General features: G+C 44.8%; 23 protein-coding genes. 15 read left to right on the forward strand and 8 right to left on the reverse strand.

Annotated features, from left to right (window positions below):
- Positions 1-243: 243 nt before the first annotated feature.
- The gene (polA, locus tag ACSX1A_RS16055) at positions 244-3,096 is read left to right on the forward strand and encodes a DNA polymerase I (protein WP_439880656.1); all 2,853 of its coding nucleotides are present in this window, start codon (positions 244-246) and stop codon (positions 3,094-3,096) included.
- Positions 3,097-3,166: 70 nt separating this feature from the next.
- On the opposite strand, the gene ACSX1A_RS16060 is transcribed toward polA, so the two are convergent.
- Positions 3,167-4,609, reverse strand: a complete 1,443-nt coding sequence (locus ACSX1A_RS16060) for an SGNH/GDSL hydrolase family protein (protein ID WP_439880657.1) — start codon at positions 4,607-4,609, stop codon at positions 3,167-3,169.
- Positions 4,610-4,624: 15 nt separating this feature from the next.
- Positions 4,625-5,863, reverse strand: coding sequence for an OmpP1/FadL family transporter (locus tag ACSX1A_RS16065; protein ID WP_439880658.1), 1,239 nt, complete (start codon positions 5,861-5,863; stop codon positions 4,625-4,627).
- A 259-nt stretch (positions 5,864-6,122) separates the two neighbouring features.
- On the opposite strand from ACSX1A_RS16065, the gene ACSX1A_RS16070 reads away from it, so the two are divergent.
- Positions 6,123-7,016 carry an NAD(P)/FAD-dependent oxidoreductase gene (locus tag ACSX1A_RS16070; RefSeq protein WP_439880659.1) on the forward strand — a complete coding sequence of 298 codons (894 nt, stop codon included), beginning with the start codon at positions 6,123-6,125 and terminating at the stop codon, positions 7,014-7,016.
- 41 nt (positions 7,017-7,057) lie between these two features.
- Here the strand turns inward: ACSX1A_RS16070 and ACSX1A_RS16075 are convergent, their stop codons facing one another.
- Both ACSX1A_RS16075 and ACSX1A_RS16080 read right to left on the reverse strand, forming a co-directional pair.
- A complete protein-coding gene (locus ACSX1A_RS16075; RefSeq protein WP_439880660.1) occupies positions 7,058-7,912 on the reverse strand; it encodes a cyanophycinase in 855 nt (284 codons plus the stop codon).
- A 109-nt stretch (positions 7,913-8,021) separates the two neighbouring features.
- Positions 8,022-8,888: a sterol desaturase family protein gene (locus tag ACSX1A_RS16080; protein ID WP_439880661.1), complete on the reverse strand. Its 867-nt coding sequence runs from the start codon at positions 8,886-8,888 to the stop codon at positions 8,022-8,024.
- Between the two features lie 340 nt (positions 8,889-9,228).
- Here ACSX1A_RS16080 and ACSX1A_RS16085 point away from each other — a divergent pair, with 340 nt between their 5' ends.
- From ACSX1A_RS16085 to ACSX1A_RS16095, 3 genes are read left to right on the forward strand one after another with little or no spacing between them, the layout of a single operon-like run.
- Complete coding sequence (locus tag ACSX1A_RS16085) at positions 9,229-9,393, forward strand: hypothetical protein (protein ID WP_439880662.1); 165 nt, start codon at positions 9,229-9,231, stop codon at positions 9,391-9,393.
- Positions 9,394-9,451: 58 nt separating this feature from the next.
- Positions 9,452-9,616, forward strand: coding sequence for a hypothetical protein (locus ACSX1A_RS16090; RefSeq protein WP_439880663.1), 165 nt, complete (start codon positions 9,452-9,454; stop codon positions 9,614-9,616).
- A gap of 39 nt (positions 9,617-9,655) precedes the next feature.
- On the forward strand, positions 9,656-9,817 hold the full coding sequence (locus ACSX1A_RS16095) for a hypothetical protein (RefSeq protein ID WP_439880664.1): 162 nt from the start codon (positions 9,656-9,658) through the stop codon (positions 9,815-9,817).
- A gap of 196 nt (positions 9,818-10,013) precedes the next feature.
- On the opposite strand, the gene ACSX1A_RS16100 is transcribed toward ACSX1A_RS16095, so the two are convergent.
- Positions 10,014-10,199 (reverse strand): hypothetical protein, encoded by a 186-nt coding sequence (locus ACSX1A_RS16100; RefSeq protein WP_439880665.1) that lies wholly within the window; start codon positions 10,197-10,199, stop codon positions 10,014-10,016.
- Positions 10,200-10,457: 258 nt separating this feature from the next.
- Positions 10,458-11,021 (reverse strand): hypothetical protein, encoded by a 564-nt coding sequence (locus tag ACSX1A_RS16105; RefSeq protein ID WP_439880666.1) that lies wholly within the window; start codon positions 11,019-11,021, stop codon positions 10,458-10,460.
- A 188-nt stretch (positions 11,022-11,209) separates the two neighbouring features.
- Between ACSX1A_RS16105 and ACSX1A_RS16110 the strand changes: the two genes are divergently transcribed.
- Complete coding sequence (locus ACSX1A_RS16110; RefSeq protein ID WP_439880667.1) at positions 11,210-13,153, forward strand: alpha/beta fold hydrolase; 1,944 nt, start codon at positions 11,210-11,212, stop codon at positions 13,151-13,153.
- A gap of 80 nt (positions 13,154-13,233) precedes the next feature.
- The gene (locus ACSX1A_RS16115; RefSeq protein ID WP_439880668.1) at positions 13,234-13,632 is read left to right on the forward strand and encodes a hypothetical protein; all 399 of its coding nucleotides are present in this window, start codon (positions 13,234-13,236) and stop codon (positions 13,630-13,632) included.
- A 3-nt stretch (positions 13,633-13,635) separates the two neighbouring features.
- Here the strand turns inward: ACSX1A_RS16115 and arfB are convergent, their stop codons facing one another.
- Complete coding sequence (arfB, locus tag ACSX1A_RS16120) at positions 13,636-14,046, reverse strand: alternative ribosome rescue aminoacyl-tRNA hydrolase ArfB (protein ID WP_439880669.1); 411 nt, start codon at positions 14,044-14,046, stop codon at positions 13,636-13,638.
- Between the two features lie 149 nt (positions 14,047-14,195).
- Here arfB and ACSX1A_RS16125 point away from each other — a divergent pair, with 149 nt between their 5' ends.
- The 4 genes from ACSX1A_RS16125 to ACSX1A_RS16140 all read left to right on the forward strand — a co-directional run bounded on the left by ACSX1A_RS16125 (position 14,196) and on the right by ACSX1A_RS16140 (position 20,235).
- Positions 14,196-15,275, forward strand: a complete 1,080-nt coding sequence (locus ACSX1A_RS16125; RefSeq protein WP_439880670.1) for a site-2 protease family protein — start codon at positions 14,196-14,198, stop codon at positions 15,273-15,275.
- A gap of 222 nt (positions 15,276-15,497) precedes the next feature.
- On the forward strand, positions 15,498-15,881 hold the full coding sequence (locus ACSX1A_RS16130; RefSeq protein WP_439880671.1) for a BlaI/MecI/CopY family transcriptional regulator: 384 nt from the start codon (positions 15,498-15,500) through the stop codon (positions 15,879-15,881).
- Complete coding sequence (locus ACSX1A_RS16135) at positions 15,878-17,899, forward strand: M56 family metallopeptidase (RefSeq protein WP_439880672.1); 2,022 nt, start codon at positions 15,878-15,880, stop codon at positions 17,897-17,899. The genes ACSX1A_RS16130 and ACSX1A_RS16135 overlap by 4 nt, the downstream gene beginning before the upstream one ends.
- A gap of 203 nt (positions 17,900-18,102) precedes the next feature.
- Entirely contained in the window at positions 18,103-20,235 is a 2,133-nt protein-coding gene (locus tag ACSX1A_RS16140) for a T9SS type A sorting domain-containing protein (protein WP_439880673.1), read from the forward strand.
- Between the two features lie 76 nt (positions 20,236-20,311).
- Here ACSX1A_RS16140 and ACSX1A_RS16145 read toward each other — a convergent pair whose 3' ends face one another.
- Entirely contained in the window at positions 20,312-20,779 is a 468-nt protein-coding gene (locus ACSX1A_RS16145; protein WP_439880674.1) for an Hsp20/alpha crystallin family protein, read from the reverse strand.
- A gap of 374 nt (positions 20,780-21,153) precedes the next feature.
- On the opposite strand from ACSX1A_RS16145, the gene ACSX1A_RS16150 reads away from it, so the two are divergent.
- The 4 genes from ACSX1A_RS16150 (at position 21,154) to ACSX1A_RS16165 (ending at position 26,291) form a co-directional block, all read left to right on the forward strand.
- Positions 21,154-22,098: a DUF3667 domain-containing protein gene (locus ACSX1A_RS16150; protein ID WP_439880675.1), complete on the forward strand. Its 945-nt coding sequence runs from the start codon at positions 21,154-21,156 to the stop codon at positions 22,096-22,098.
- Positions 22,099-22,112: 14 nt separating this feature from the next.
- Complete coding sequence (dgt, locus tag ACSX1A_RS16155; RefSeq protein WP_439880676.1) at positions 22,113-23,483, forward strand: dGTP triphosphohydrolase; 1,371 nt, start codon at positions 22,113-22,115, stop codon at positions 23,481-23,483.
- Between the two features lie 9 nt (positions 23,484-23,492).
- Complete coding sequence (locus tag ACSX1A_RS16160; RefSeq protein WP_439880677.1) at positions 23,493-24,707, forward strand: hypothetical protein; 1,215 nt, start codon at positions 23,493-23,495, stop codon at positions 24,705-24,707.
- 249 nt (positions 24,708-24,956) lie between these two features.
- Positions 24,957-26,291 (forward strand): M16 family metallopeptidase, encoded by a 1,335-nt coding sequence (locus ACSX1A_RS16165; protein ID WP_439880678.1) that lies wholly within the window; start codon positions 24,957-24,959, stop codon positions 26,289-26,291.
- Positions 26,292-26,332 lie beyond the last annotated feature (41 nt).

A 26,332-nucleotide genomic window follows, 5' to 3' on the forward strand; every position in this document is an offset into this window, starting at 1 on the left:
ATCTGCTTGAAAATACAAACCTTTGATATACAATTACTTATAAAAAATATTTTATTTTAACTTAGGTATATCCTATAAAATAAACTGTGGAAAAAATCCACACAGTGTAGAATGTAACCTCATAGTGTGTGACACCTCACGTTAAAAGCACATAGCTTTTTAACGTGCGTAAAAAGCCCCAGGCAGCACAATTGGCTACTACCACACTGGAAAAGGTTGCTTAAAATTAATTACCTTTAGCAAATGAGTGAACCACGCAAAAAACTGTTTCTGCTAGATGCCCTGGCACTGATATATCGTGCGCATTTTGCGTTCAGCAAAAATCCGCGCATAAATTCAAAAGGCATGAACACCGGTGCGGCCCTTGGCTTTACCAATACGTTAGTGGAGGTACTCCAGAAGGAGCAGCCAACGCACATTGGTGTCGCTTTTGACTCGGCAGCTAAAACTTTCAGGCATGATAGCTTTGCTGATTATAAAGCCAACCGGCAGGCCCAACCAGAGGATATTTCGATTGCCATACCTTATTGTAAAAAAATAGTGGAGGCCTTCAACATCCCGGTACTGATCCTGGATGGTTACGAAGCCGACGACATTATTGGCACGCTGGCCTGCAAAGCTGATAAAGCAGGGTTTGATGTGTACATGATGACGCCCGACAAAGACTATTGCCAGTTAGTAAATGAACACATCTTTCTCTACAAGCCAGCATTTATGGGCAACGCCATCGAAGTATGGGATGCACAAAAGGTGCTTGATAAGTGGGAAATTGAGCGGGTAGAGCAGGTAATAGATATATTAGGCTTGCAAGGTGATGCTGTTGATAACATACCGGGTATACCTGGCATTGGTGAAAAAACTGCTAAAGCGCTTATCAAAAGGTTCGGCTCTGTTGAAAACCTGATCGCCAACGCTGATCAGCTAAAAGGCAAACAGAAAGAGAACGTCATAAACTTCGCGGACCAGGGCATGATGTCAAAAGAACTGGCTACCATCCACCGCAACGTACCGCTTGAGTTTAATGAAGCAACGCTGCACTACGATGGTCCTAATGAGGAGCAGGTTACAGCACTTTTTGCTGAATTAGAGTTCAGGCAGCTGGCACAGCGCGTGCTCGGCCAGACGTTAGCGTCGGCTGCTACTGCGCCTGCAGCCAAGGGGGTACGCAAAGGAAAAAGCTCCGCCGCAAACCAGACATCTTTGTTTGATACAGCTGCTTCCGCAACAGCACCAGCAGCAGAGGCAGCAGATGAGGAAGCGACCCCGGCCCTGATGCGAAACCTGAAAACAACCCTGCAAGACTATCACCTTATCAACACACCTGCCTTACGGGAAAGCCTGATCAGTTTTCTGTTAAAGCAGGATGAGATATCCTTTGATACCGAAACGACAAGTATAGACCCTATTACGGCCGCCCTGGTAGGTATGTCTTTTTGCTATCGCCCCGGCGAAGCCTATTATGTACCAGTGCCGCACGATAACCTGGAGGAGGCGCAACGCATTGTGGAGGAGTTTAAGGATGTGCTTGAGAACCCATCCATAGCCAAGGTTGGCCAGAATATTAAATATGATATCCTGGTGATGAAGAACTACGGCGTGAAAGTGCAAGGGCCTGTTTTTGACACCATGCTGGCTCATTACCTGCTAGAGCCGGAAATGCGCCACAACATGGATGTGCTGGCCGAGACGTACCTGAACTACAGCTCTGTGCCGATCACAGACCTTATTGGCCCTAAAGGTAAGAATCAAAAAACCATGGCCGACCTGGAGCCGGCAGATGTAAAAGATTATGCCTGCGAGGATGCTGATGTTACGTTGCAACTAAAAATGTACTTTGAGCCCCTGTTGCAGGAGCAAGGCCTGATGAAGCTTTTCAGGGATGTGGAGACACCATTAGTGCCGGTATTGGCAGATATAGAGAAAGAGGGTATCAGTATTGACTCTGAAGCTTTGGCCGACATCTCGACACAGCTTGAAAGTGAAATCATCAATATTGAAAAGCGCATTTTTGAGATTGCCGGGGAGCAGTTTAATATTGGTTCTCCAAAACAGCTTGGCGAGATTCTTTTTGATAAACTGGAACTGCACGGCAAGTCCAAAATAAAAAAGACAAAGACCGGCCAATACGCTACAGGGGAAGAGATATTATCTAAAATGGCCAACGAGCACGAAATTGTTCGCCTGATACTGGAACACCGTGAGCTTAGCAAGCTAAAATCTACTTACGTAGATGCCCTGCCGCAATTAGTTTGTGAACTGGATGGCCGAGTGCATACATCATTTAATCAGGCTGTTACTGCAACAGGACGCTTGAGCTCTACTAACCCGAACTTACAGAATATCCCGATTCGAACAGAACGGGGTCGTGAAATACGCAAGGCTTTTGTGCCACGTAACAGTAAACATAAGATCATCTCTGCTGACTACTCTCAGATTGAGTTACGCATTATGGCTGATTTTAGCGGTGACCCTACCATGAAAGAGGCTTTTAAGAACGGTCTGGATATTCATGCATCCACGGCAAGCAAGGTGTTTCATGTGCCGCTAGAAAAAGTGGATAATGAAATGCGCCGCAAAGCGAAGATGGTAAATTTTGGTATTATCTACGGCATTTCGGCTTTTGGCCTGGCCGAGCGTCTTGCTATTCCACGCCGGGAGGCTGCAGATATTATAGAAGCGTATTTCCAGGAGTTCCCGGCTATTAAGGAGTACATGGACACTACCGTTGAGAAAGCGCGTGAGCTGGAGTATGCGGAGACATTACTGGGCCGCCGCCGTTACCTGCGGGATATCAATTCGCGCAACCAGACCGTACGTGCCTTTGCTGAACGCAATGCAATAAATGCTCCTATCCAGGGAACTGCCGCAGATATTATAAAGATCGCCATGATCAACATACATGAGTACCTGGAGCAGGAGAAACTACAGACACGTATGATCCTGCAGGTACATGATGAATTGCTGTTTGATGCTCCGAATGAAGAAATTGAGATCGTGACACCAAAGATCGTTGAACTAATGACCAACGCCCTGCCACTTAGCGTACCGATGGAAGTAGGACTGGGAGTAGGTGATAACTGGCTTGAAGCGCATTAATACAGCTGCATTACCAATAAAAAAGCACCCCATTTGGGGTGCTTTTTTTTTACTTTAAACTTTATTGGTGCTATGGCAATCGTATTGCTCTGTACTGAGTTTCGTCCAGCAAAGGTACATTGGAGTTATACTTAGCGTTTATCTCCTTTATCATTTCATTTGCTGCAATTGCATATCCTCTAGGTGTTAAATGAACACCATCTAGTGAGAATAGATTGCCTGTAATGAAAGATGGAGAGTAACCCACTCCATTTTGTGCAAAACCACCCTTGATCTTATTAAAGAAACTATACGCATCCCATAAAGCCAAACCTTTTGCTTGAGCCTGTGCCTTGATAATGTTGTTAAATTCGATGGTATTAGTTTTAACATTCTGCTGCTCCGTAGCATCCAGCACCAGTGCGCTTGGAAGTGGGTTACCAGCAGAAAGGCCAAACATTGCTGTTGTATCGATCTGGTAATTTGCCAGCATAGCGGCAAGGGTACCCTGAATAACAGCCGGGTTCTGGCTTGAACTTACCTGGCGGGCAAGATCTCTCCAGTACTTACCAGTCGGCATACCTACTAAAGGAGCGTATGTAGAAGCTGTAAGTGGGAAATACACACCATCTGCTGCATTGATCTTATCAGCTGTTATTACGATACGGCTGCTACCAGACCCTGTAAGGGCAACAACTGCAGGTATTTGGTTAGCTGCCAGTAACTGTTTTACAGATCCACCAACTGTAGTAAAGAAAGGGATAGCAGTAACATCAGGTATCGTTACCAAAATACCTTTTTCTCCATTAGCTGTCAGTGCATTTAACAAAGCTGTGTAGTTGTCAGTAAATGTGCTAACAGGTGTGATCTTCTGTGCATCTGAGTTTAACATACCGCCAGAGAATGCACCGCCAGAGGTTGCATATGCCAGTACATCGTTCTCAGCCATCCAGGCACTGAAGAAAGTAGGTTTTACAGTCTGAATTTTGGCCTGAACATACTGCAGGTACGTCTGCATAGGATCATTGGTCAGGCGCTCAAAGAATGGGTTACCTTGCTCACTACCATAGCCGGGAGTTTTAAAATCGGCTGTTCTGATACCAGGTACTGCCAGGTTATTTATATCACCAGTATCTTTGGTATAAAGTGGAGTACCTTTAGAGTTTAAACCACGTACTGCCAACTCAGTTGTTACCTTAGCTGTAATAGGGCTCCCTTGTGGTGTGAAACCTACTAATTTCAGGTAACCAGAACCATTCTTCTGAGCTTCAGAAAATAGCGGCTGCTTAAATTCGCCACCGCCAACTGCTTCAAATTGTTGTGCTAATAAAGCTGGAACAGAGGTTAGCTGGCCTTCACGGTATAAACCACCATCAGCATAGCCTGCGCTTAGCGAGTTTCCAACAGCTATATACTTTGAAAAGTCTGCCTGTCCGGAGCTTGTTGCCGGCGCATCAATTTCAGGATCACAACCAGTAAGAAGTACACTGGCAAATAGCGCCAGCACACTCGATTTATAGAATATATTTTTCATGACTAATTGAGGTAATTAAAATTTGAAATTCAGTCCTACACCAGGGATATAGGCAATAGACTTAAATGTACCAGGTACACCGTTTGACTTATCAGCTGTGTCAGTTCTCTTTGCCTTGTTAACATACAGGAAAGAAGCATCAACACTGAAATGATCAGAAACAGAATAACCAAGTCCGGCAGATAAGCCACGTGAGTCTGAATCCGGAGTTTCAGGAGTCAGGTAGCCGTCCTGCACAGGGGTCTGGTCATAATAGAAACCTGCACGCACAGCCAGTGCTTCTGTAGCCATGTACTCACCACCAATACGGTAGATCATAGCGTCTTCGTAGTTTCTGGAACTTTCAGATACTGTATTTCCTGCAACAGGCTGGCTGAAGTCAAAGCGAAGTTTTTCATACGCGCTCCAACCAATACGGCTCACATCAACTGCCAGTGTAAGCTTATCATTTGGTCTGTAACCAACACCAACTGTTAGCGTGGCAGGCATAGGAAGTGCTGCTGAAAACTTTGTACCGTCAGGGAAGTTAGATTTCGCTGCAGCAGGAATGTTTGAGAATGTCACTGATCCATCTTCTACTTCAATATCAACTTTTGAGCGGTAGTCAACACCAATAGATAGTTTTTCTGTAGGCTGGAAATAAATACCGGCGTTAAAGCCAAAAGCAGTTTTTGCACCACCATCCAGTTCAATTCTTCCCTCGTTGCCTTCGGAGTTTTGCACTGGTAATACACGCTGTAGATTAACACCACCGGTAGCTACTACTAATCCGGCACCTATGCCAATCTTATCTGTAATTTGGTAACTAAGGGTAGGCTGGAAATAAATAGCCTTCAGGTCGATCTCGCTCAAGCCAAAACGTCCATTCCACTCATCACCCCATTTTACACCACTACCAAAAGGAGTGTAGATGCCAAGTCCAACTTTTAATTTTTCATTGATCCCGTACACAGCATATACCTGGAATGGCGTACCGATTCCGTTGTCAGCTTCAGCCGTTGTGGTTGTAGGCTCCAGGGCGCGGTAGGCAATTCTAGAGTTGATCGCGCTGGCACCAACAGTAATTCCGTTCTCCCGCATGTAACTCATGGCTCCCGGGTTAAAGAAAATGCTGGAAGTACCAGTTTGAATACCAGTACCCGTGTGGCCCATACCAATTTGTCGCTGGCTGGCCAGGTTCACTTGGTATCCTCCGGCCATCGCTGTGCCCGATAGTAGTGCACCGCCTAGTAAGGCTAATATTTTGCTTTTCATAAAAACGCAATTTTTAATTAAGGGTGATTGTACGTCTAAAACAAATATATAAATAAATTATGCTCTGCATACCGACGATCTCTCCTTTTTTCAAATATTTTTTAAAATGAGTCGAAAAAGTTGAATTGCAGGACAACCTGCCCCTGCTGCGATCATGGTACATCTGTTCTTTTATTAGTTGGGTTATAAATTTTGTTTAAAGGTTATCTATCCAAAACAGCTGCCATACGTTAGCATACATTCATAAAGCACGACATATATGTATGATGTTATAATAATAGGAGGTGGGCCGGCTGGATTGAACGCGGCAATGATATTAGGGCGCTCCAGGCGCAGAGTGGCTGTATTTGATAGTGGCGAACCTCGGAACAGGTGGGCCAGGAGCATGAATGGATTTTTGAGCAGTGATGGCGTAAACCCCGGAGACTTTATAAAAAAGGGCCGGGCAGAGCTGGAGAAGTATAGTGTTGACCTAATCGATATTAAGATAGAGTCTGCTACTTATAGCAAAGGGCAGTATGTAGTAAATGATGCCAACGGTAAAGTATATCATGCCAAGAAACTACTGCTTGCCACTGGCCTTCAAGATGACCTCCCGGAACTAGAGGGTATACTTCCGCTTTACGGGAAGAGCATACACCATTGCCCCTACTGTGATGGCTGGGAAAGCAGGGACAAAGCAATTGCCGTTTATGGCAAAGACAGGAATGGCGTAGGGCAGGCATTAGCTATGAAAAACTGGAGCGATGATGTTACCCTGTACACTGATGGCACAACTAAATTAACCCGGGCAGACCTAGAAAAGCTGCACAATAATCGGGTGAAAGTAAACAATGCAAAAATAACAGAGCTTGAGGGCACTGACGGGCAGCTACAGTTTATTGTAACAGACGACGGACAGAAGCACCCGCAAGAAGCCATGTTCTTTTCAACAGGCACAAAGCAGAAATCTAACCTCGGCCAGGAGCTAGGCTGTGAATTTACCAGTTCAGGTGTTATAAGGACCCGCAGGTTACAGCAGGCAAATATTCCCGGACTTTATGTAGCCGGCGATGCAGCCCGCGACATGCAACTGGTAATTGTTGCTGCAGCTGAAGGCGCAAAAGCAGGTGTTGCTATAAATATGGAGCTACAGGAGGAAGAGCGGGAATAAATGCCTGACCTGCAATAACAGCCCTTGTTAACGGCCCGGTACTATTCTCCGGGAACGGCTTCGGCAGGGGCTGCTATGCTTCCGTAGGCAGTCTTTCTCTCTGGCACCGGCTGGAAAAGGTGTTCCTTCAGGCAGTAGCGGTAGCCGTGCACTAGCAAATGCATTTTCAGGTTTTCCACGGCAATCGGCTCATTTTCTGCCACCTCCCGGGTATTGGAAAACTTTATCTGGCTGGCATCAATAATGGTTACCACCCCCGGTCCAAACACCTCTACCTGGTTTCCTTTTTTAATAATGATACCTGTTTCTTCACTTAGCCCAATACCCACATATTCCGGGTCATGTGCCACGGCATGTGCTAAACGCCCGAAGCGCCCTCTTTCTGCAAAATGTGTATCAATATACACGTGCTTGATAAAGGAACAACCGCCGGTCGTTTTCATTTCTCCTTTAATAAGGGAGTAATGCCCGTAGCCGTCGTATATCATTCTATCAGACATCATGGCTGCGCCGGCACTGGTACCGGAGATAATAATGTTATCTTCCACGTACCTGTGGCGCATAATATCCAGTAGTTCTGTTCCGTTTAAAAATCTGGCCAGCCGTACCTGGTCACCTCCTGTAAAAAATATTACATCAGCTTTTTTGATCCTCTCCAGGTTATGTGGTGTATCAGCCTCATGCTCTTCGTCTATCCGCATAAAGCGCACATTACTGCAACCTAATTCTTCAAAAGCCTTCTTATATGCTTGTCCCGACTCTGCGGCCTCCGTAGCAGCCGTAGCTATTACTTCTATACAGGAGGAAATATTGCATATCTGAGATCGGATAAGTCTTATTAATACGTCATCGTCCCCTCCACCAAGAGCGATCAATTTTCCCTTTACTTCTTTCATTTATACGTTTACTCTTAATGTGGTATCTTATACTTTATTAACTCCTACTTGGTTAGCAAAGTGATCGCTTTATACATTCTGTGTTAAGCAGTACCGATATAGTAACAAATTAAGACAACAACTGTTCCCTATTTGGAATTTCAGGCCGCTCAGGAACTGTACCGTCTGGCAAAACCCAGGGCCTTTGTTTCTGGAACGGCATCAAGAACAAACATTTAGGAGTTTGTTCGGCAGGATCTCTGTAAGCAGGGGTTCCGATAGTAATAGCCGCCTGAGGCACATTTAGCCGCAAGGTATTATGAAGGCGATCCCACCAGGATAAAATAACGGAAAAGTTGCTGTTTGTTTCTTTTGCCACTATAGAGTGATGGATACCATGTAGGCGTGGCGTGACCATTACTTTGCTAAGGCCGCGCTCCACCTGCAACGGCAGCCTTAAATTGGAGTGATGAAAAGCCGTGCACCCTTCAAAAATTACTTCATAGAGCAAAACAAGTGAGGCAGGGATGCCTGCCGCCACAACCACAGCACTACGGTACGGCACCGAAGCAATATTCTCCCCAACATGAAAGCGCCATGCCGTGGAAAGATCAAGGTCCAGGTCGGTGTGGTGCACATTGTGGAAACGCCAAAGCCACTCTGATTTGTGCAGCAGCACATGCCATAGATAATTCGAATAATCCAGCATCAGGAAACCCAACCCGTATGCTGCCCATCTGGGCAACATCAGCAAAGGCAGAATTCCACAGCCCTTTTTAGTAACCATACTAGCGGTGGCGTACGTCACCGGAACCAGCAGGAAGCGGAGCGCTGGTAATGCTGCGGCGGCAACACTTCCGTTTTCAACCAGCCTTTCTGCCAGCGGACGGGTACGTGGCCGCAACTGCCGCTTTGCCTCAAGCACAAAAAGAGCTGCTGCAGCCACACCAAGCAAGGGCATACCTACTTTATCAAACTTCGGGAACAAGAATCTCATAGGCTAAAGCTACCCTCAAAGCAGGGCTTTAGTTTCAGTACGGAGGCATGGATTTCAGGAGCAGCAGGAGCAGAGACCGAAAGAAAAATTGCCGGTTTAAAATCTACTGTTCGGTACCGAACATAAAACTGTTCACAGCCGGACACTTTAAACAATTAAAATATTTTAAATTTAGCTATAACTGTTTGATTTTCAATTAATTAAATGATTTGGCACGCAAGATGTAATAAGGTAATCAGAAATAAAAAAAATTATTGCAGCCACAAGCAACCTTTACTCTTAAGCTGCTATCTATTAAACAGAAAGACAATAAATTAAAACACTTAAAATATTAAATACTATGAAAATCATCATTCTTCTTCTCGCCTTTGTTTTCGGTTTCGGTGCCACTGTTAAAAGATCAAGTGACGACATCAAAAAGATCAAAACTAGAACAGAAATCAACCAATACAAAACTTACCCTAACCTGCTACCTGAAGTTGAAATCGTAGCGCATAAAAGCTAGTTCAGCCTCTAAAAAACTGATGTAAGAAAAATAATAATTACTGCTTAAACCTACCACTATGAAACTTATAATTCTTTTAATCGCCATTTTAATTGGCTTCGGAGCCACAGTTAAGAAATCAGCAGACGATCAGAAAAAGATCAGTTCAAAGATCGAAACACAAGCTTATGAGTCATACCCTAATTTGTTGCCAGAAGTAGAGATAACTACTACCCGCAGCTAATGTATTATTGCATAACCAGCCATTAGTCAGAATAAAACTATGAAATTCCTGATCTTGTTATTCGGTATGCTGCTTGCTGTTTGTCTTCTGTATAAAAAGACTTTTGACCCGCAAGTTAAACTGGCTCAGCGAGAACAGTTACTTGCAACCGTCACCACCACAAGTTATGTTGTACAGCCCCAGGCTATAAATGTCATTTAGCCTGGGCTCAAACTTCCCTTCAGCCATTCCGGTTTTTCCGTTCACTAAATTTTGCAGTGCATAATGTTACAAATCACACCTATTTTAACATTAAAAAACGCATCAAATTAACAGTAAAGATAAAAACACTGCTCCTTCCCGAATAAAATTGCCTTAAATTCCATGTTACAATGGAGGCCTAAATTACCTTTTATATTTATTTCCCCCCTTCTATATTTACACCTAAATAGGGTCCTGCCCCAACGCAAAGCAGTATAGGCAAACGCATGTCAAATGCTTTTGCCCGACCAGGACAACGTGAGAACTTTAACCTGATCAGGTTAAAACTCATTGCAGAAGGCAGGGCATCAAAGGCACCTAACAACAGCACTATCAATAACATAAGATATTTAAAATAAAGGAAAAAGAACGTTAACCCAATACTTTCATACCAACTTGAACTGGGTAGCATAGTTTAATGCTTGTTGAGCAACACATTGCCGTAAAATCCCCGACTGCAACGAGAAGTCTGAGCAAACTTAAACACAAACAGGTTAGACAAGAATGTTCTGCTAAACAGTACTTTTTCCCTTAAAGCCCGGCCCCAACCGGGCTTTATTTTTTCCGGCTATTTTTATACTTTACCTAGCACCGTTGCCCCTTAATTGTCCTGCTTTTTAAATATATCCAGTATACTTCCCTGCTTATCTTTCTTCTTTCGCTTTTTAGTATCCTGGTCCTTATTTCCGAATGGCCACAAGCTTTTTTTCTCCTTTTTCTCTTTTAAGATCACATACCTGACCGAAACGCCCGAAGATAAATTGATCCAATCTTCATGGTTTATATGCACTGCAGGCTTTATGTCGGCTGATAGCAGGAAAGGAAGTCCATTAACTTTATATTCTATTCCCAGGATGGCATCACCACCTGTAAACACACCGTTATCTTTTAGGTTGCCAACATGAGCTCCGGCACCCAGGTAATAGTTAAAGCGCTTGCCCAGCAACGGAAAGTGCCACTCATACAAAGCGGTGCCACTATACTCCCTTGCCCCCACAGCCAGGATACCTTCCAAAGTTCCCTGCTCATGCAGCTTCTGTTGTAGCGTTACTCCAAACTTATCGCTCTCGATTCTTACACCGGCTGCAGTTCTGTATTTCTGAGCGTGGCACATACTACTTATGCCACAAACCAGGCAAACTATAATGAGTGATTTCTTAACCATATTCTATAAGGGTGATCTAAAGCATCAGTAGCAAATATTCAGCCTTACTGATGCTCAACTATAAATTTAGATTATAAAAATAAAAAGCAGCTGATAGAAATATCGTATCGCGGCGGCACTACCTGTTTGTTTTATTATTGAAATTCAGTAGCTTAACCCAATAATATCGTACTACAAACGTAACATCTATGAAGAAAAAATTACAATGGATACCCGCTGCCTTAGCAGTGGCCTTCCTTATGTCAGGGTGCCAGAAAAACTCATCCGCTGACAACCAGACAACAGAACCGGTGGCTAGTACTTATACCATCGACCAGTTCATGAACACCACTTCCATTACAGGCAGCGACTTTTCGCCTAACAATTCCAAAATACTTTACTCAAGCAATCAAACGGGCGTTTACAATGCCTTTGAAGTACCTGTAGCAGGAGGAGAGCCCCGGCAACTTACCAAGTCAACGGATAATTCTGTGTTTGCAATATCTTACTTCCCGAAAGATGAACGCATTTTATACTCCAGCGATAAGGGCGGTAACGAAATCACGCACCTGTACATGCTTAATCCGGATGGCACCACCAGGGACCTGACACCGGAGGCAGCAGCAAAGGCTGAATTTGCTGGCTGGAGTCATGACCAGGACAGCTTCTACTTTTTGTCAAACAAACGTGATCCCAAGTATTTTGATCTCTATGAAATGGACCTGCAAACGCTCACACCAAAGCTGGTCATGAAAAATGAGCAGGGCTTAGACGTTGCCGCCATCTCACGGGACAAAAAGTACATTGCACTCATAAAGAGCATCAACACCAACAGCAGCGACATGTACCTGTACAACACAGCTACAAAGCAGCTTAAAAAACTTACCAACCACAAGGAAGATATACAGTATTTCCCGCAAACATTTACACCTGATAACCAGCACCTATACTTCCTGACAAATGAGAATGGGGAGTTTATGGAATTGATGAGCTATGATTTGGGTAGTGGCCAGTTAGCAAATGTTGAAAAAGCGGACTGGGATATCAGCAATACTTATTTCTCGCACGACGGGAAGTACAGGGTAACCTCAATTAACAACGATGCGCGCACCGAAGTAAAGGTTTACGACACTGCTTCAGGTAAGCAGGTGCAGCTACCCAATATACCCGACGGCGACATTACAGGCATAAATTTTTCGGATGACGAGAACCTGATGGCTTTTTATGTAAGCAGCCCTACCTCCTCGAGCAACCTTTTCGTGCACAACTTTAAGAGTAACAAGACCACACAACTTACCCACACCATGAACCCGGAGATAAACTCTGAAGACCTGGTAGAAGCTGAAGTAATTCGTTATAAATCGTATGACGGACTTGAGATTCCTGCACTGCTCATGAAGCCGCACAACGCCAGCCCGGAGAACAAAGTGCCCGCTATACTTTGGATTCACGGTGGCCCCGGCGGGCAAACGCGCCTGAACTACAGTCCGCTTATGCAGTACCTGGTAAACCATGGGTACGCAGTGTTAGCTGTAAACAACCGTGGCAGCTCCGGCTATGGCAAAACCTTTTATGCCGCCGATGATCAGAAGCACGGAGACGCAGACCTGAAAGATGTGATAGAAGCAAAAGATTACATGGCCAGCACGGGCTATGTGGCAGAAGACAAGATCGGAATTTTAGGTGGCAGCTACGGTGGCTATATGGTGCTTGCAGGCTTAGCCTTTGCTCCGGATGAGTTTGCTGTTGGCGTAGATTTGTTTGGTGTAGCTAACTGGCTCCGTACCTTGCGCAGTATTCCTCCTTATTGGGAGTCATTCAGAGAGGCGCTTTATAAAGAGATGGGCAACCCCGAAACTGACTCACTCGCCTTGTACAACAAATCCCCACTGTTTTTTGCTAACCAGATCAAAAAGCCCCTTATGGTATTGCAAGGAGCTAACGACCCACGTGTGCTAAAAGTAGAATCGGATGAGGTAGTAGCCGCCGTGAAAAAAAATAACGTGCCAGTAGAGTATGTGGTGTTTGATGACGAGGGGCATGGATTTGAGAAGAAAGAGAACCAGATAAAAGGTTACAGCGCCATCCTTACCTTCCTGGACACTTACCTGAAAAACAAACCCACTGCGGCAAGCGGCAGCAGTAAGAAATAATACCCCATTACCTTTAGCTGAGCCAGACAGTAAGCCTGGCTCAGCTTTTCTTTAATTCTTATCCTATAACAGAAACAAGTATGCAGGAACTTGACCAACTAACAAAAGATCTTTACAATAGTGTATGCTTTAAAAAAGGTGAGAAACCAGACCTCAAGAAGCTGGAAAGCCTGTTTTTTGGAGCTGGGAAACTGATAAACAACAGCGGTAACGAACCGAAGGAATACACAGTGCAGCAATTTCGCGAGGATGTGATGCAGCAAATCTCAGAAGGGGCATTTGAGGCGTTTCATGAAAAGGAAGTTGCCAGTAAAACAGAACTTTTTGGGAAAGTAGCACATCGGTTCAGCACGTATGAAGCACGCTTCGATGAAGCTGATGAGGCCCCGATAGCAGTAGGAGTTAATTGTATTCAGTTTATTAAAGCAGGCGACAAGTGGTTGATAAGCGCCATGGCCTGGGATGATGAGACAAAATAACGCTTAATGGTCGCCACGGTAGCTGCGGCCGGCCTTTTTCTCAGCCTGCCGCTTTTTACCTTCCAATCGCCGCTTTACAGAACCATGGGTAGGTTTGGTGGCTTTTCTTTTTTTCTGCTTTGTAAGAGCCTGGCGCAGTAGCTCGTAAAAGCGGGCCACACATAATTCTTTATTTCTTAGCTGTGTGCGCTCTGTCTGGCACACCACCTGCAGATAGCCTTCGTTGTTAATGCGGCTGCCGAGCTTTTCCTGCACCAGCGCCTTTTCATCTTCTGTGAGCAGTTCCGAGTTTTGCACATGAAACTTCAACTCAACCTTCGTTGCAACCTTGTTTACATTCTGGCCTCCGGCACCTCCACTTCTGGAAGCCTGAAACAGCAATTCTCTCTCTAAATCTCTTTCTCTTAAATCCATTGCTTCGTGTTGCATCTTACACAAATATACTAATTGCGCCTACACCTGCGCACCCCAACGCTTAATAAGGCCCCGATTTATAAAAGATTACAGAAGTAAAGAACAATCATAAAGCACAAGCGTTAATTTAAGCATAAGCATTTGCAACTATGAAGTGGTCTTTGAACCTTGGCAAAATAGCCGGCATCAAAATACTAGTGCACTGGACTTTTGCTCTGTTACTTGGCTGGATTGCCTTTTCTGAGGTACAGCGTGGCAGTGACCTGTTTACTACCTTACTTGCCGTAGGGTTTATACTGTCGGTTTTTCTGTGTGTTGTGCTACATGAGTTAGGCCATGCGCTTACGGCAAAGCGCTACGGCATCCAGACCAAAGTAATCACACTGCTGCCTATCGGGGGTGTGGCAAGCCTGGAGCGCATGCCTGAAAAGCCGAAACAAGAGTTATTAATAGCTGTGGCCGGCCCGGCCGTGAACATTGTTATTGCACTTATACTATGGCTTGTGCTGCCTTCGCTGCAAAGCGCCCCCGCAGAAGAGTTCTTCCTGCGCATTACCCCATCCAATTTTCTGTACCTGCTGTTGTTTGTAAATATTGTGCTGGTGGTGTTTAATGCCATTCCTGCCTTCCCGATGGATGGTGGCCGGGTTTTACGAGCCCTGCTTGCATTTAAGCTAGGCCGCGTTAGAGCTACGCAAATTGCCGCTAACCTGGGTCAGTTGCTTGCTATCTTCTTCATTTTTGTCGGCTTCTTTTTCAATCCTTTTCTAATTCTGATCGGTGCATTTGTCTTTTTTGGGGCTTATTCTGAGAATATGCTGGTGCAGCACCTGGACTTTTTACGAGGCCATAGTGTACGCGAGGGCATGATGACAAACTTCGTGACCCTTGCCCCAACCGAAACTGTTCGCGATGCCCTGAACAAGTTATTAATGGGTTCTGAGCACGAATTTATAGTAGAGCTTGACGGGCAGGTTGTAGGCACCCTCACCCGGAGCCAGCTGATACAAGCAGTTAAAGAGGAGCAGATGGCTATTCCGGTTCTCGATGTAATGTCGCAGGATTTTAAGACATTCAATGTGCAGGACAAACTTTCAGAAGCGTATACGGAATTACAGAAAACACGTGCTCCGCTTTACCCAGTGCTCGAAAATGGCCGTCTGGCCGGCGTTATCAACACAGATAATATTAACGAGTTTATCATGATCAAATCAGCCTCCATGCATTAAAACCTTTAATTTCCTGCGGCTTGTATATTAGCTTAATCGCACAGGTCACTCCTTAGTATTCTACTCCATCCTTTCCCGATAATCCAGACCTTTCACCCTGATCAGGAATCTGTTTACTTATTATACGAAAAATATCGTAATTAAAATTTCCTTTTACGAAATGATTCGTATATACTTGTAATGTAACTAACCTGAATCATTAACTATCTATTAACCAAAACTATGGAGACAGCCCCAAAACCTACAGAGTCAGAGCTTGAGATACTACAGGTACTCTGGCAACATGGCCCAAGCACTGTGCGATTTGTGCACGAAGAGTTGAGTAAAACAAAAGAAGTCGGTTATACTACAACGCTTAAGCTGATGCAGATAATGGCTGACAAGGAAATGCTGAAGGCCGACAAAACAAGCAGGTCTCATATATTCCGCCCCCTGCTGGAGGAGGAAAATACTCAGCGGCAGTTGCTTGACAGGTTCCTGGATGCAACGTTCCGCGGGTCGGCAGGCAAACTGGTAATGCAGGCACTCGGCAACAACAGAACATCCAAAGAAGAACTTGACGAAATCAGAAACTTATTAGATAAACTGGAAGGAGGTAAAAAATGAGCCAGGTCCTTGATAACTTCTCAGAAACATTAGTGAAAGCCATGGGCTGGACCCTGCTACACTCCTTATGGCAAGGTGCCTTGCTGGCTTTAGTGCTAAGCCTGTTAATGCTACTCCTGCACCGCCATACTTCTAAAACCCGCTATCTTGTTACTGGCAGTGCTTTGCTGTTACAAGTGCTCTTATCTGCCCTTACCTTTGACCACTACTATAGTGCAGCGTATGGTAGAGCGTTGCCTGTTACGGAAGGCCTCGCTATTAATAGTTCTGCTCAGGCTGTAGTCCTTTCGCCCAGTGCCACCTCTTTCTGGATGGAAATACTTGCTAAAGCTCAACTTTACTTTGAGCAGAACCTGCCACTGCTGGTAACAATCTGGTTGATGGGACTAGTATTGATGACACTTCGTTTTATTGGTGGTCTGGCATATACCCAACGGCTACGTCACTACAAAACAAATCCTCTGGCAGAGAAGTGGCAACAAAAACTTTCAATGCTCCGCCAGGAACTGGGCATGTCCAGGGCGGTACGTTTAGTGGAGTCGGGTCTGGTACAGGTGCCTATGGCTATTGGTTATGCTAAGCCGGTCATACTTATACCGATAGGGGCTGTTACAGGTTTGTCGCAGGTGCAGGTAGAGGCAATACTTGCCCACGAACTGGCCCACATACAGCGCCGTGATTACCTGTTTAACCTGATGCAGTCTGTTATTGATATCATTTACTTCTACCATCCGGCAATGTGGTGGATCTCCGGGTTGGTCCGTGCCGAACGAGAGAACTGCTGCGATGATATTGCGGTTGCAGTTTGCGGCGATCAGTTAACTTATGCACGTGCCCTGGCCGAGCTTGAAGCAATGCGCCTGCCAGCCGGCCCCGCTTTGTCTATGGCATTTTCTGGTAAACGCGGAACGTTACTGAGTAGAATAAAAAGATTAGTTGGCCAGCAGACCTTGCGTCCAACCTTTACCGAAGGTTTTGCTGCTGCGCTTGTACTGGTGGCAGGGCTGTCTGTGGTATCGTGCGGGGCCATGGCCAGTTTACAGTCTACTGATAAAACGCCAGAAAGCAAAACTACCGCTCTGTACCAAAATGAAAGTAAACAGGCAGATGCTTTAACCGAAGAAGACACGAACGCCTTTGCTTTTGCAGCTCAGGGCCTCGACGGGCAGAAACGTGATGTGGTGATCATCAAAAATAAGAAAGGTAAAGTGACTGACTTGTATGTGGATGGCAAACGTATTCCTAAAAAAGACATCCCTAGCTATAGTAACCTGATCGATCAGCGCTTGCAGGCAATAGAAAAAGCCCCAAAGGCAACAGCAGCAGAAGTAGCCATGGAAATGGAAATTGCGCAAAACGCAGTAGCTGATGCACAACGCAGGCAACAGGAGAATTTCAACTATGTCTTCCGCTTCCAAGAGGGCGATTCTGCCGGGTTTGCGCCAGTTCCGCCTATGCCTCCGATGCCCCCTATGGCACCAATGCCTCCGAATTTTGTAATGCCACCAATGCCGCCACTGCCACCACCACCCGCTGCCCTTTTTCCAGGAAACGAGGAGGACCAAAAGCAGCATGAAAAGGCCATGAAGCAGTATGAAAAGGAGCTGAAGAAGCACGAAGCAAAGCTAAGAGAATATGAGCTACAAATAGAGAAGCAGCAGGGGGCCGGGAGAGTAGATAAGCAACGCATCGAAAGGCAGGTACACCGCCAGATGGAGCTAGCTGAAATACAGGCCGAACGTAGCAAAGTAATGGCTTTGCAACACGAAGAAATGGCCAAAAGGCACAAAGAGATGGCTAAAAAGCACGAGGAGCAAATGCAGAAGCTAAAGAAAGAGATGGTAAAAGATGGGCTGCTGAAAAATGAAACTGACAAGATTGAAATCAGAATGACGAAAGACAGTTTTTACGTGAATGGTAAAAAGCAGTCGCAGGAGATGTTTGAGAAGTATAAAAAGCTGATGGAGGTAAAAATAGAAGGAGACGGAAGTTTCAACTTTCAGTATAACAGCAAGTAGCCAGTTGCTGCCCATATTTAAAAATAACCTGCCGGAGTGTTTATTCTGGCAGGTTATTTTTTTAACTTGTTGAGTAGCACAAGCAACTTATAAAAAACTATATATCCCTTTACCTTGTATTTTGCGTAAGTATAACACGCTGCTGCACAAGTTGCTTTTTCGCGGCATATTTAGCACAAATAATAATAGCCCTGACAGTCTCTATGATAAAACTATACGCTGTACACATTGCCCCTATGCTTTCCAGATGGTATCTGCTCCTGACCTTACTGTTACTCCTTTCAGTTAGCGGCTTCGCTGCCGACAGGCAGCAACTAATACCCATGTCCTTAGAAGAGCGCACCAGTAAAGCAGACATTGTGCTGGAGGGGGAAGTTATTTCACAAAAGGCTTTCTGGGATAGCAGGCACGAGAACATCTATACCTCCAATATCATAAAGGTCTACAAAGTATTTAAAGGAGAGGTACAAAGCAAAGAGATAGAGCTTATCACACAAGGAGGAACGGTGGGCATGAAAATGCACGTCCTTTCTTCTGCCCTGGAACTGGGAAAAGGGGAACAAGGCATTTTTTTTCTAAGCAAAAACCAACCGATACAAAGCACACCCGGCGGGAATAGATTAAAAGTACGCGCTTATGCCGGCCAGCAAGGCTTTATTGATTATAACCTGAATAACGGGCCTTTAACGGGAGTATTTGAGCAATACGACGCTGTGCAGGAAGTGTATGATAAAATAACTGCCATCACAGGGCAGGATGTACGAACAGTTACAGTTAATGAAAAGCTGCGGCAGGCAATAACTACTTCGAAAAGCCAGGTACAGCGTTCTATGGCAGCCCCTGTGGTTACCAATTTTTCCCCTACTGTAGCCAGTGCAGGCACCAGGACTATAATTACTATTAACGGCACCGGATTTGGCAATACACGCGGTAGTGGTATGGTGCAATTCAGAAACGCCGATGCTGGTGGCAAAACTTTCATGACTCCCCTTCCTTCTGCATACCTCTCCTGGAGTAATACACAGATACGTATGTACATTCCATCCAGGGGGCAGGACCCGGACGACGGCGCAGCAGGCACCGGAGTTATACGTATCACTGCCAATGATGGAACATCGTTTACCACCACACAACAAATAGAGATTGAGTATGTGTACTCAAATGTATCGTTTGAAGGGAAATCCTTCCAACCCATCCTAATAGATACCGATAACAGGGGCGGATATACCATACAGTTCGCTCCAAGTATACAAAGCCGCAATGCAGCACAGGAAGGTTTCCGAAGAGCCATGAACAGCTGGGTCTGCAACACACAGGTAAACTGGCAGATTGGCTCACCCACCACAACAGAAAAGACTGCCGATGATAACAGTAACATTATCCGTTTCGTAAATTCCGGCGATCTGGACGAGAATGTTCTTGCCTCAACCCTTAGCCGTTACGAAGGCTGCGCCACCCGCACCGACACCTTATTTTGGTTATCGGAGTTCGACATGCAGATAAACAACTCCATTAACTGGCAGTATGGCCCTGGTCCACCTATTAACAAGCAGTATGACTTTGAAACTGTTATGCTGCACGAGTTAGGCCATGCGCACCAATTGGGCCATGTTATTCTTCCACGCGCTGTGATGCACTATGCCGTAGAATTCGAGAAATTGTTTCGGGATTTAAGTGCTGCAGATATACGCGGGGCAACGTTTGTGATGGCAAACAGTACTGGGCCAAACATATGCCAGCAATCCCCAATGGTTCCGGAACTAGAAGGAGACTGTAACCTGGCACCAGAGATATTTACCTTTGAAGCCGCTTTTCAGAACGGGCGTGTTACTGTGCAGTGGCAGACTCAGGAAGAAGTAGCTGTAGATTTTTTTGCAGTACAGCGTAGCGACAATGGTAATAACTGGTCAGACATTGCCACTGTAGATGCACAAGGACCAAGTACAACCCCACTCGATTATGTTTACATTGATGAGGATCCGCTACCAGACATCAGCTACTACCGCTTAAGAGTAGTGTATGTTGATGGCTCCGTTCGGTTCTCTCCACGGGCACGTGTACTCGATCCGGCCTCTTTACGGGTGCTACGGGTTTACCCTAACCCCATCCCACCAGACAGGCATAGCATCAGGCTGTTGTACCTGGTACAAACAAATACAAACATGACCATCAACCTGTACAACGCTTCCGGAAAGCTAGTGCGGGAGTATACTTTGACGCTGACAGATGTAAACACACCGATTGACCTGCCGTTAGGTGGCCTGGCCGCTGGTATGTATATTCTGCGCTGGGAGGAACGGGGCAATAGTGGCGAGTTTAAAATAATAAAGCTTTAGCAACAGGCTATTTAAAAAAGTATGGCCCTTGCTGCAAAATACAGCAAGGGCCATACTTTTTTAATCAATTTGCAAATTAGTCTATCTTGATCTTTCTTTTTGGATGCTCTTTCTCCTTGCCCTTCGGCACAGTGAGATGCAGCACACCATCCTGGTATTTAGCTTTTATGTCATCCTCATTTATAGACTCTGGCAACCTGAACGAACGACTGAAAGAACTATAATTATACTCGCGTCTGGTAAAGTTCTCTTCTTCTTCATTCTTTTCCTCCTCTTTCTGAGAACTGATTGTCAGCACCCCTTCATTCACATCAATATCAAAATCGTCTTTTTTCATTCCGGGGGCTGCCACTTCAATACTGTAGTCTTTTTCATTTTCCCGAATGTTAGTTGCTGGCATGTTAGCCATCATCTGTCGGTTCATTTGCATTGGCATGCCCCAGAAATCGCTGTCAAAAAAACGATCCATATCGCTGAACATACCTGGTAGCCCATATCGTGATGGTGAAGATGAGCCACTGTTTCTTCTACTTAAGTTTGCCATGTTACCCTCCTTTTTATGTGTTCTAAGTATAAACTATAAAAGAAAATACTACACTATTATTTTTTACGCCTCAACCAGAGGCTTGTTGTAAACTGCTGGTGTTTTAACAGGGCAATACTTATCATTCACTTAATATTCACTACAAACCGCTTAGGTGCCACAAGTACCTAACAGCTAATAAAAGCAATCTAACAAGCGTTAATTATAGTAAACAAGATGTACGGGATCAGTACTTTAAATATTTGAAGTTTACGGGTTTCACCTTGTAAAAATGAGTAAGGATATAAACCTGAAAGGCAAATTTTGTTTTTTTGGCTTTATTATTTGCATAAAGCTATATTTGAAGTAAGGTTGTATAAAAATAACACCAGAGTATGGCGAAAAACAGGCGCAAGTTTACCCAATGCCCTAACTGTGGCTACAATTTTGAGGACGTTAACAACTATTGCCCTAATTGCGGACAGGAGAACCATGACCTGAATGTGCCCGCAAAACACCTTATTGCAGAGTTTTTTGAAAGCACGCTCCATTTCGATACAAAGGTGTGGCGCACACTAAAATACCTGATCATAAAGCCTGGCTTTCTTACCGAAAAATTCAATGTCGGCCAGCGCGTTTCTTATGTACCTCCCTTCAGGCTTTATGTATTTATCAGTTTGATCTTCTTTTTTGTGCTGGCATTAACCACAAAAGACGCCATTGAACTACGCGGAACTGATGAAGGAGACGGTAAAGCCACGGCTGTACTGCCTGGCATGACGATAAATACCAACGCAGCAGATTCCGTGCGTCTCGCTGCCAAAGCCGCAGAACTTGAGAAAATTGAAAACATAGCCAATGATAACAAAGAGCTTCAAAATATTAAGGCCGGTTTAGAAGAAGACAAAAAAGCCGCCATGTTTGTAGAGAAGTTTAACCGGTTTAGCAGCCACAGCGAAGAGTCAAAGCAAAAACTGTTTAAGAACTTATCTTTTATGATGTTCCTGCTGATGCCGTTTTTTGCGCTGCTGCTGTACCTGTATTATCGCAAGCTTGGCCGAAACTATGTGGAGCACCTCATGTTCTCCGTTCATTTGCACACCTTTTACTTTATCCTGCTGATAGTAGCGATGCTAGTAAACCGCTTGTTCCCGGCCCTGGAATTGAATAGCATTGTGCTCGGCATCATGGGGCTTTACCTTTACCTGGCATTGCATCGGGTATACAAACAGCCATACTTGCGCACACTGCTGAGTATGATCCCTCTTAGCCTGATATACTTAATTACGCTCACATTGTTCTTGCTGGGCACTGTTGCCGTAAGCGTGCTGATGAGTTAACTTTCTTTACATTTATGACACCAACCACTACCTGGGGCAAACTGATCTCAAAGAAGCGTTTCGAAACAACAGATAAAAAGTATAGTACGGATGAATCAGTGCGGGGCGAGTTTCAGCGGGACTATGACCGGATCGTATTTTCTTCTGCTTTCAGGAGGCTGCAGAACAAGACACAGGTAATGCCCATGCCTGAAAGTGATTTTGTACACACCCGCCTTACTCACAGCCTGGAGGCTTCAGTTGTTGGTCGTTCGCTGGGTCGTATCGTGGGGAAAAGTATACTGGAGCGCCATCCACACCTTTCCATGGAAAAGAACATACAGGAAGCAGATTTCGGAGACATGGTGGCAGCGGCTTGTCTTGCTCATGACATTGGCAACCCTCCGTTCGGGCATTCTGGTGAAGACGCCATCTCTTCTTACTTTTTGAGTGACGAGGCACATCCCTATTTGCAAACTCTTTCTGAAGCCGAGAAAGCTGACTTACAGCGTTACGAAGGCAATGCTGCAGGTTTCAGGGTATTAACTTATACTTACCCAACTCATTGCAACCTGCTAGGTGGCCTAAGCCTTACTTACACTACACTTGCCACTTTCACTAAATACCCGAAAGAGTCGCTGCCTGTTGTTGACAGAACGAAAAATACAAGCGAGAAGAAGTATGGCTTCTTTCAGACGGAGAAAGACTGGTTTCAGAATATTGCAAAGGAGTTAGGGCTATTGAAGAAAGGAGAAGATGGAGAGGTATTTTACCATCGTCACCCACTGGCTTTCCTGGTAGAAGCTGCCGATGATATCTGCTATCGTATTATAGACTTTGAGGACGGACTTAAACTTGGCCTGGTACCCCAGGAAGAAGGGCTGAACCTGCTCCGCCAAATTCTTAACGATGACCCGGAGCGCAAATCAAGCCTCACGTTCTATGACTGGAAAGAAGAGATCGGTTATCTGCGGGCACGTATTATCGGGAAATTAATAGAAGAAACCACTGCTGTTTTCTTAGAACATGAACAGGAAATGTTGCAGGGTACTTATGACAAGCCTCTGATCAATGAACTGGCTTGCAAACCTGTGCTCGACCAGATAAAAGATTTATCTATCAGGCTGATCTATCAGAACCGCCCAGTATTAGAAATTGAGGCTGCAGGCTTTGAGGTTTTGGGAGGGTTGCTGGATGCAGGCATAAAAGCAGCCTTTAAACCAGACTCTAAGCACCACCGCAAATTGGCGGCACTCATTCCGCCACAATACATCAACCTGCCTGAGTCTGCAACGGCTTATGAGCGTATCATTCATATCACTGACTTTGTTACCAGCCTCACAGATCAGGCAGCTCTGGGCCTTTACCGCAAAATTAAGGGTATCGAATTACCGAAGATGTACTGAGCCGGCCACATGTTACAAAACGAGCTTAAAAGAGCCGACCTGCTGCTGCTGCTGTTTTACATCACTTATTGTGCAGCTATAATATTGAGGATAAATGTAGAGGCAACTGGATATACAACTATAGATTCTCACTATTATTTAGAAGCCGCACGCAGTTTTACCGATGGTGAGCAGTTCTTTATAAGAACACTTCACGGTCCGGACAAAAACACATTAGTTTATTTTACTGCCTGGCCTGTTGGTTACCCGGTCCTGATTGCAACAGCAGCCTGGCTTAGCAAGTTGAATTTATTCTGGGCCTCTAAGCTGGTTAATCTTCTTTTTGTTGGTTTAGGTTTTCTTCTGCTACGCAAAATCAATAGAAGCTATGCTTTTGTGCTGGCGTCTATGTACGGTGCCTTTACGTTCGTGGAAGTATATTCTTATACCTGGTCTGAGGCTGTATTTTTGTTCGGATGCCTGTGCCTGGTTGTAGTTCTTGAGAGAACATATACAATTGGTCGCATTGTATGGGCATACCTGTTATTGATTACAGCCGTATTTCTTTTCCTAACCAGGTATATTGGCATCTTTGCAGGGGCTTTGACTTTATCGTTAGCGCTCATCACATGGGCTGAGGAAAGGAAAAGACTTAGCAAACATCTATTTATAGCCTTCATTTTAAACGTACTATTCGTTTGGGCCTATGTGCTGCACAACTATATTATAGCAGGATATAATACTGATCTGCAACGTTTAGCAATTGATGCGGAAAATATACCGGCAACGGTATGGTTGACCGCAAAGGGATTATTGATCGAGCTATTCTTGATTAGAAAATATTACCTGCACGGGCAGATAGACCTGCTCACCTTGTCTACTACAGCTTTTCAAGTTCTTATTACAGGCTATGTGGTATATGCACTAAGGCACCAACGGGCTGTTGTTATGGCTACAATTAAAAAAAACCGGCTCTCGCATGTAGCTGTCAGAGTTGCTGCCGTGTACCTGCTTGTGCTCCTAACTCTCCGTAGCATCTCACCATTTGATGCTCCGGATTACAGATTGCTTTCCCCGGTTAGTATACTGCTACTTTTTGCTGTGTTATATTGCCTGGTTGAATTACCAGATGCTATAAAAGGAGCAAAGCGCGTCAAATACACGTTTTTTATATTTTTTACTGTGTCGCTGCTCTTGAACTTGCCTAAAGAGTTTATACTAACACACCTTAAACAGTTGTTTTAGCATATAACAGCCAGCGGCATATAAAACAGGCTTTCCCTGTTAGCTTAAATCTGCTCCTAATCCAGCAACGCATTCGTCTACAAAATCACTTGTTTCATCTGCACTCCTACCGTTTCTGCCGAAACGGCTGGACTGTTTTGACCATAAAATGGTATCTTCACAGAAGTTGAATTAAAGAAACTCTTGATTGAACACAGATTATAGCAAGGCTTTAAAGCCTTTTCATATTTCACAACCAAAAAGTTAAGCATGAAACGTAAGTTGTTTTTCTCCCTTTTGTGGTGTGCCGCCAGCTTTGCAGCAGTTGCACAAACGAAAGGAAATAAGATTGATTTCACGGAATACACACTCCCAAACGGACTGCACGTAATCCTGCATCAGGATAAATCCACACCCAATGTGGCGGTATCCGTGCTTTACCATGTGGGCTCTAAAAACGAAGTACAAGGTCGTTCTGGCTTCGCTCACTTTTTTGAACACCTTATGTTTGAAGGGACTGAGAATATTGACCGTGGCGAGTACAGCTCCCTTGTTCAGAAAGCGGGTGGCGCATTAAACGCCAACACCTCTTTCGATCGCACCTATTATTATGAGCTGCTGCCATCAAACCAGGTGGAGTTAGGCCTGTGGCTGGAGGCAGAGCGCATGAAACATGCTAAAATTGACCAGGTAGGCGTAGAAACTCAGCGTAAGGTAGTACAGGAGGAGAAGCGTGAACGCATTGACAACCAACCGTATGGTTCTATGGGTGAAAATGTGTTTGCTCTTGCTTATAAAGAACACCCTTATAAGACCATGCCAATCGGGTCTTTCAAAGACCTGAATGCAGCCAGCATTGATGAGTTCCGCGACTTCTATAAGACGTTCTACGTGCCAAATAATGCAACTCTCTCTATAGCCGGCGACATCAATATTGATGACACCAAGAAGATGATAGAGAAATACTTTAGCAGCATTCCAAAAGGCTCTAAAGAAATTCCTCGCCCAAGTATAAAAGAGCCAAAGCAAACAGAGGAGCGCCGTAAAACTGTTTATGATAACATTCAGTTGCCAGCTGTAATCCAGGCTTACCACATTCCGGCACAAGGCACTGAAGATTATTATGCACTTTCAATGCTTACTACGATGCTATCAGGAGGCGAGAGTGCCCGCCTGACTAAATCATTGGTGGATAAGCAGCAAAAAGCTGTTGCCGCCGGTTCTATCCCTTTCCCAACCGAAGATCCGGGCTTGTTCCTGACCTTTGCCATTGCCAATATGGGGGTAAATGTAGATGAACTTGAGAAAGCCATGAACGCTGAGATCGAACGTGTAAAAACAGAGCCCCTCTCTAACCGTGAGTTTCAGAAACTGCGCAACCAGGTAGAAAGCAACTTTGTGCAGCAGAACAGCACTGTGGCAGGCCGTGCCGAAAGCCTGGCTAACTATGCCGTTTACTTCGGAGATGCTAACCTGATCAATACAGAACTGCAGCGGTACATGAATGTGACAAAAGAAGATATAAAGCGCGTAGCGAATGAGTACTTAACTAAAAACAATCGCGTAGTACTGCATTATCTTCCAAAATCATCACAACCAGAATAGATAGTAGATTTTAGACACAAGCTTTAAGATACAGGTATTAG

This window comes from Pontibacter sp. MBLB2868 (assembly GCF_051904785.1).
Lineage (GTDB): Bacteria > Bacteroidota > Bacteroidia > Cytophagales > Hymenobacteraceae > Pontibacter.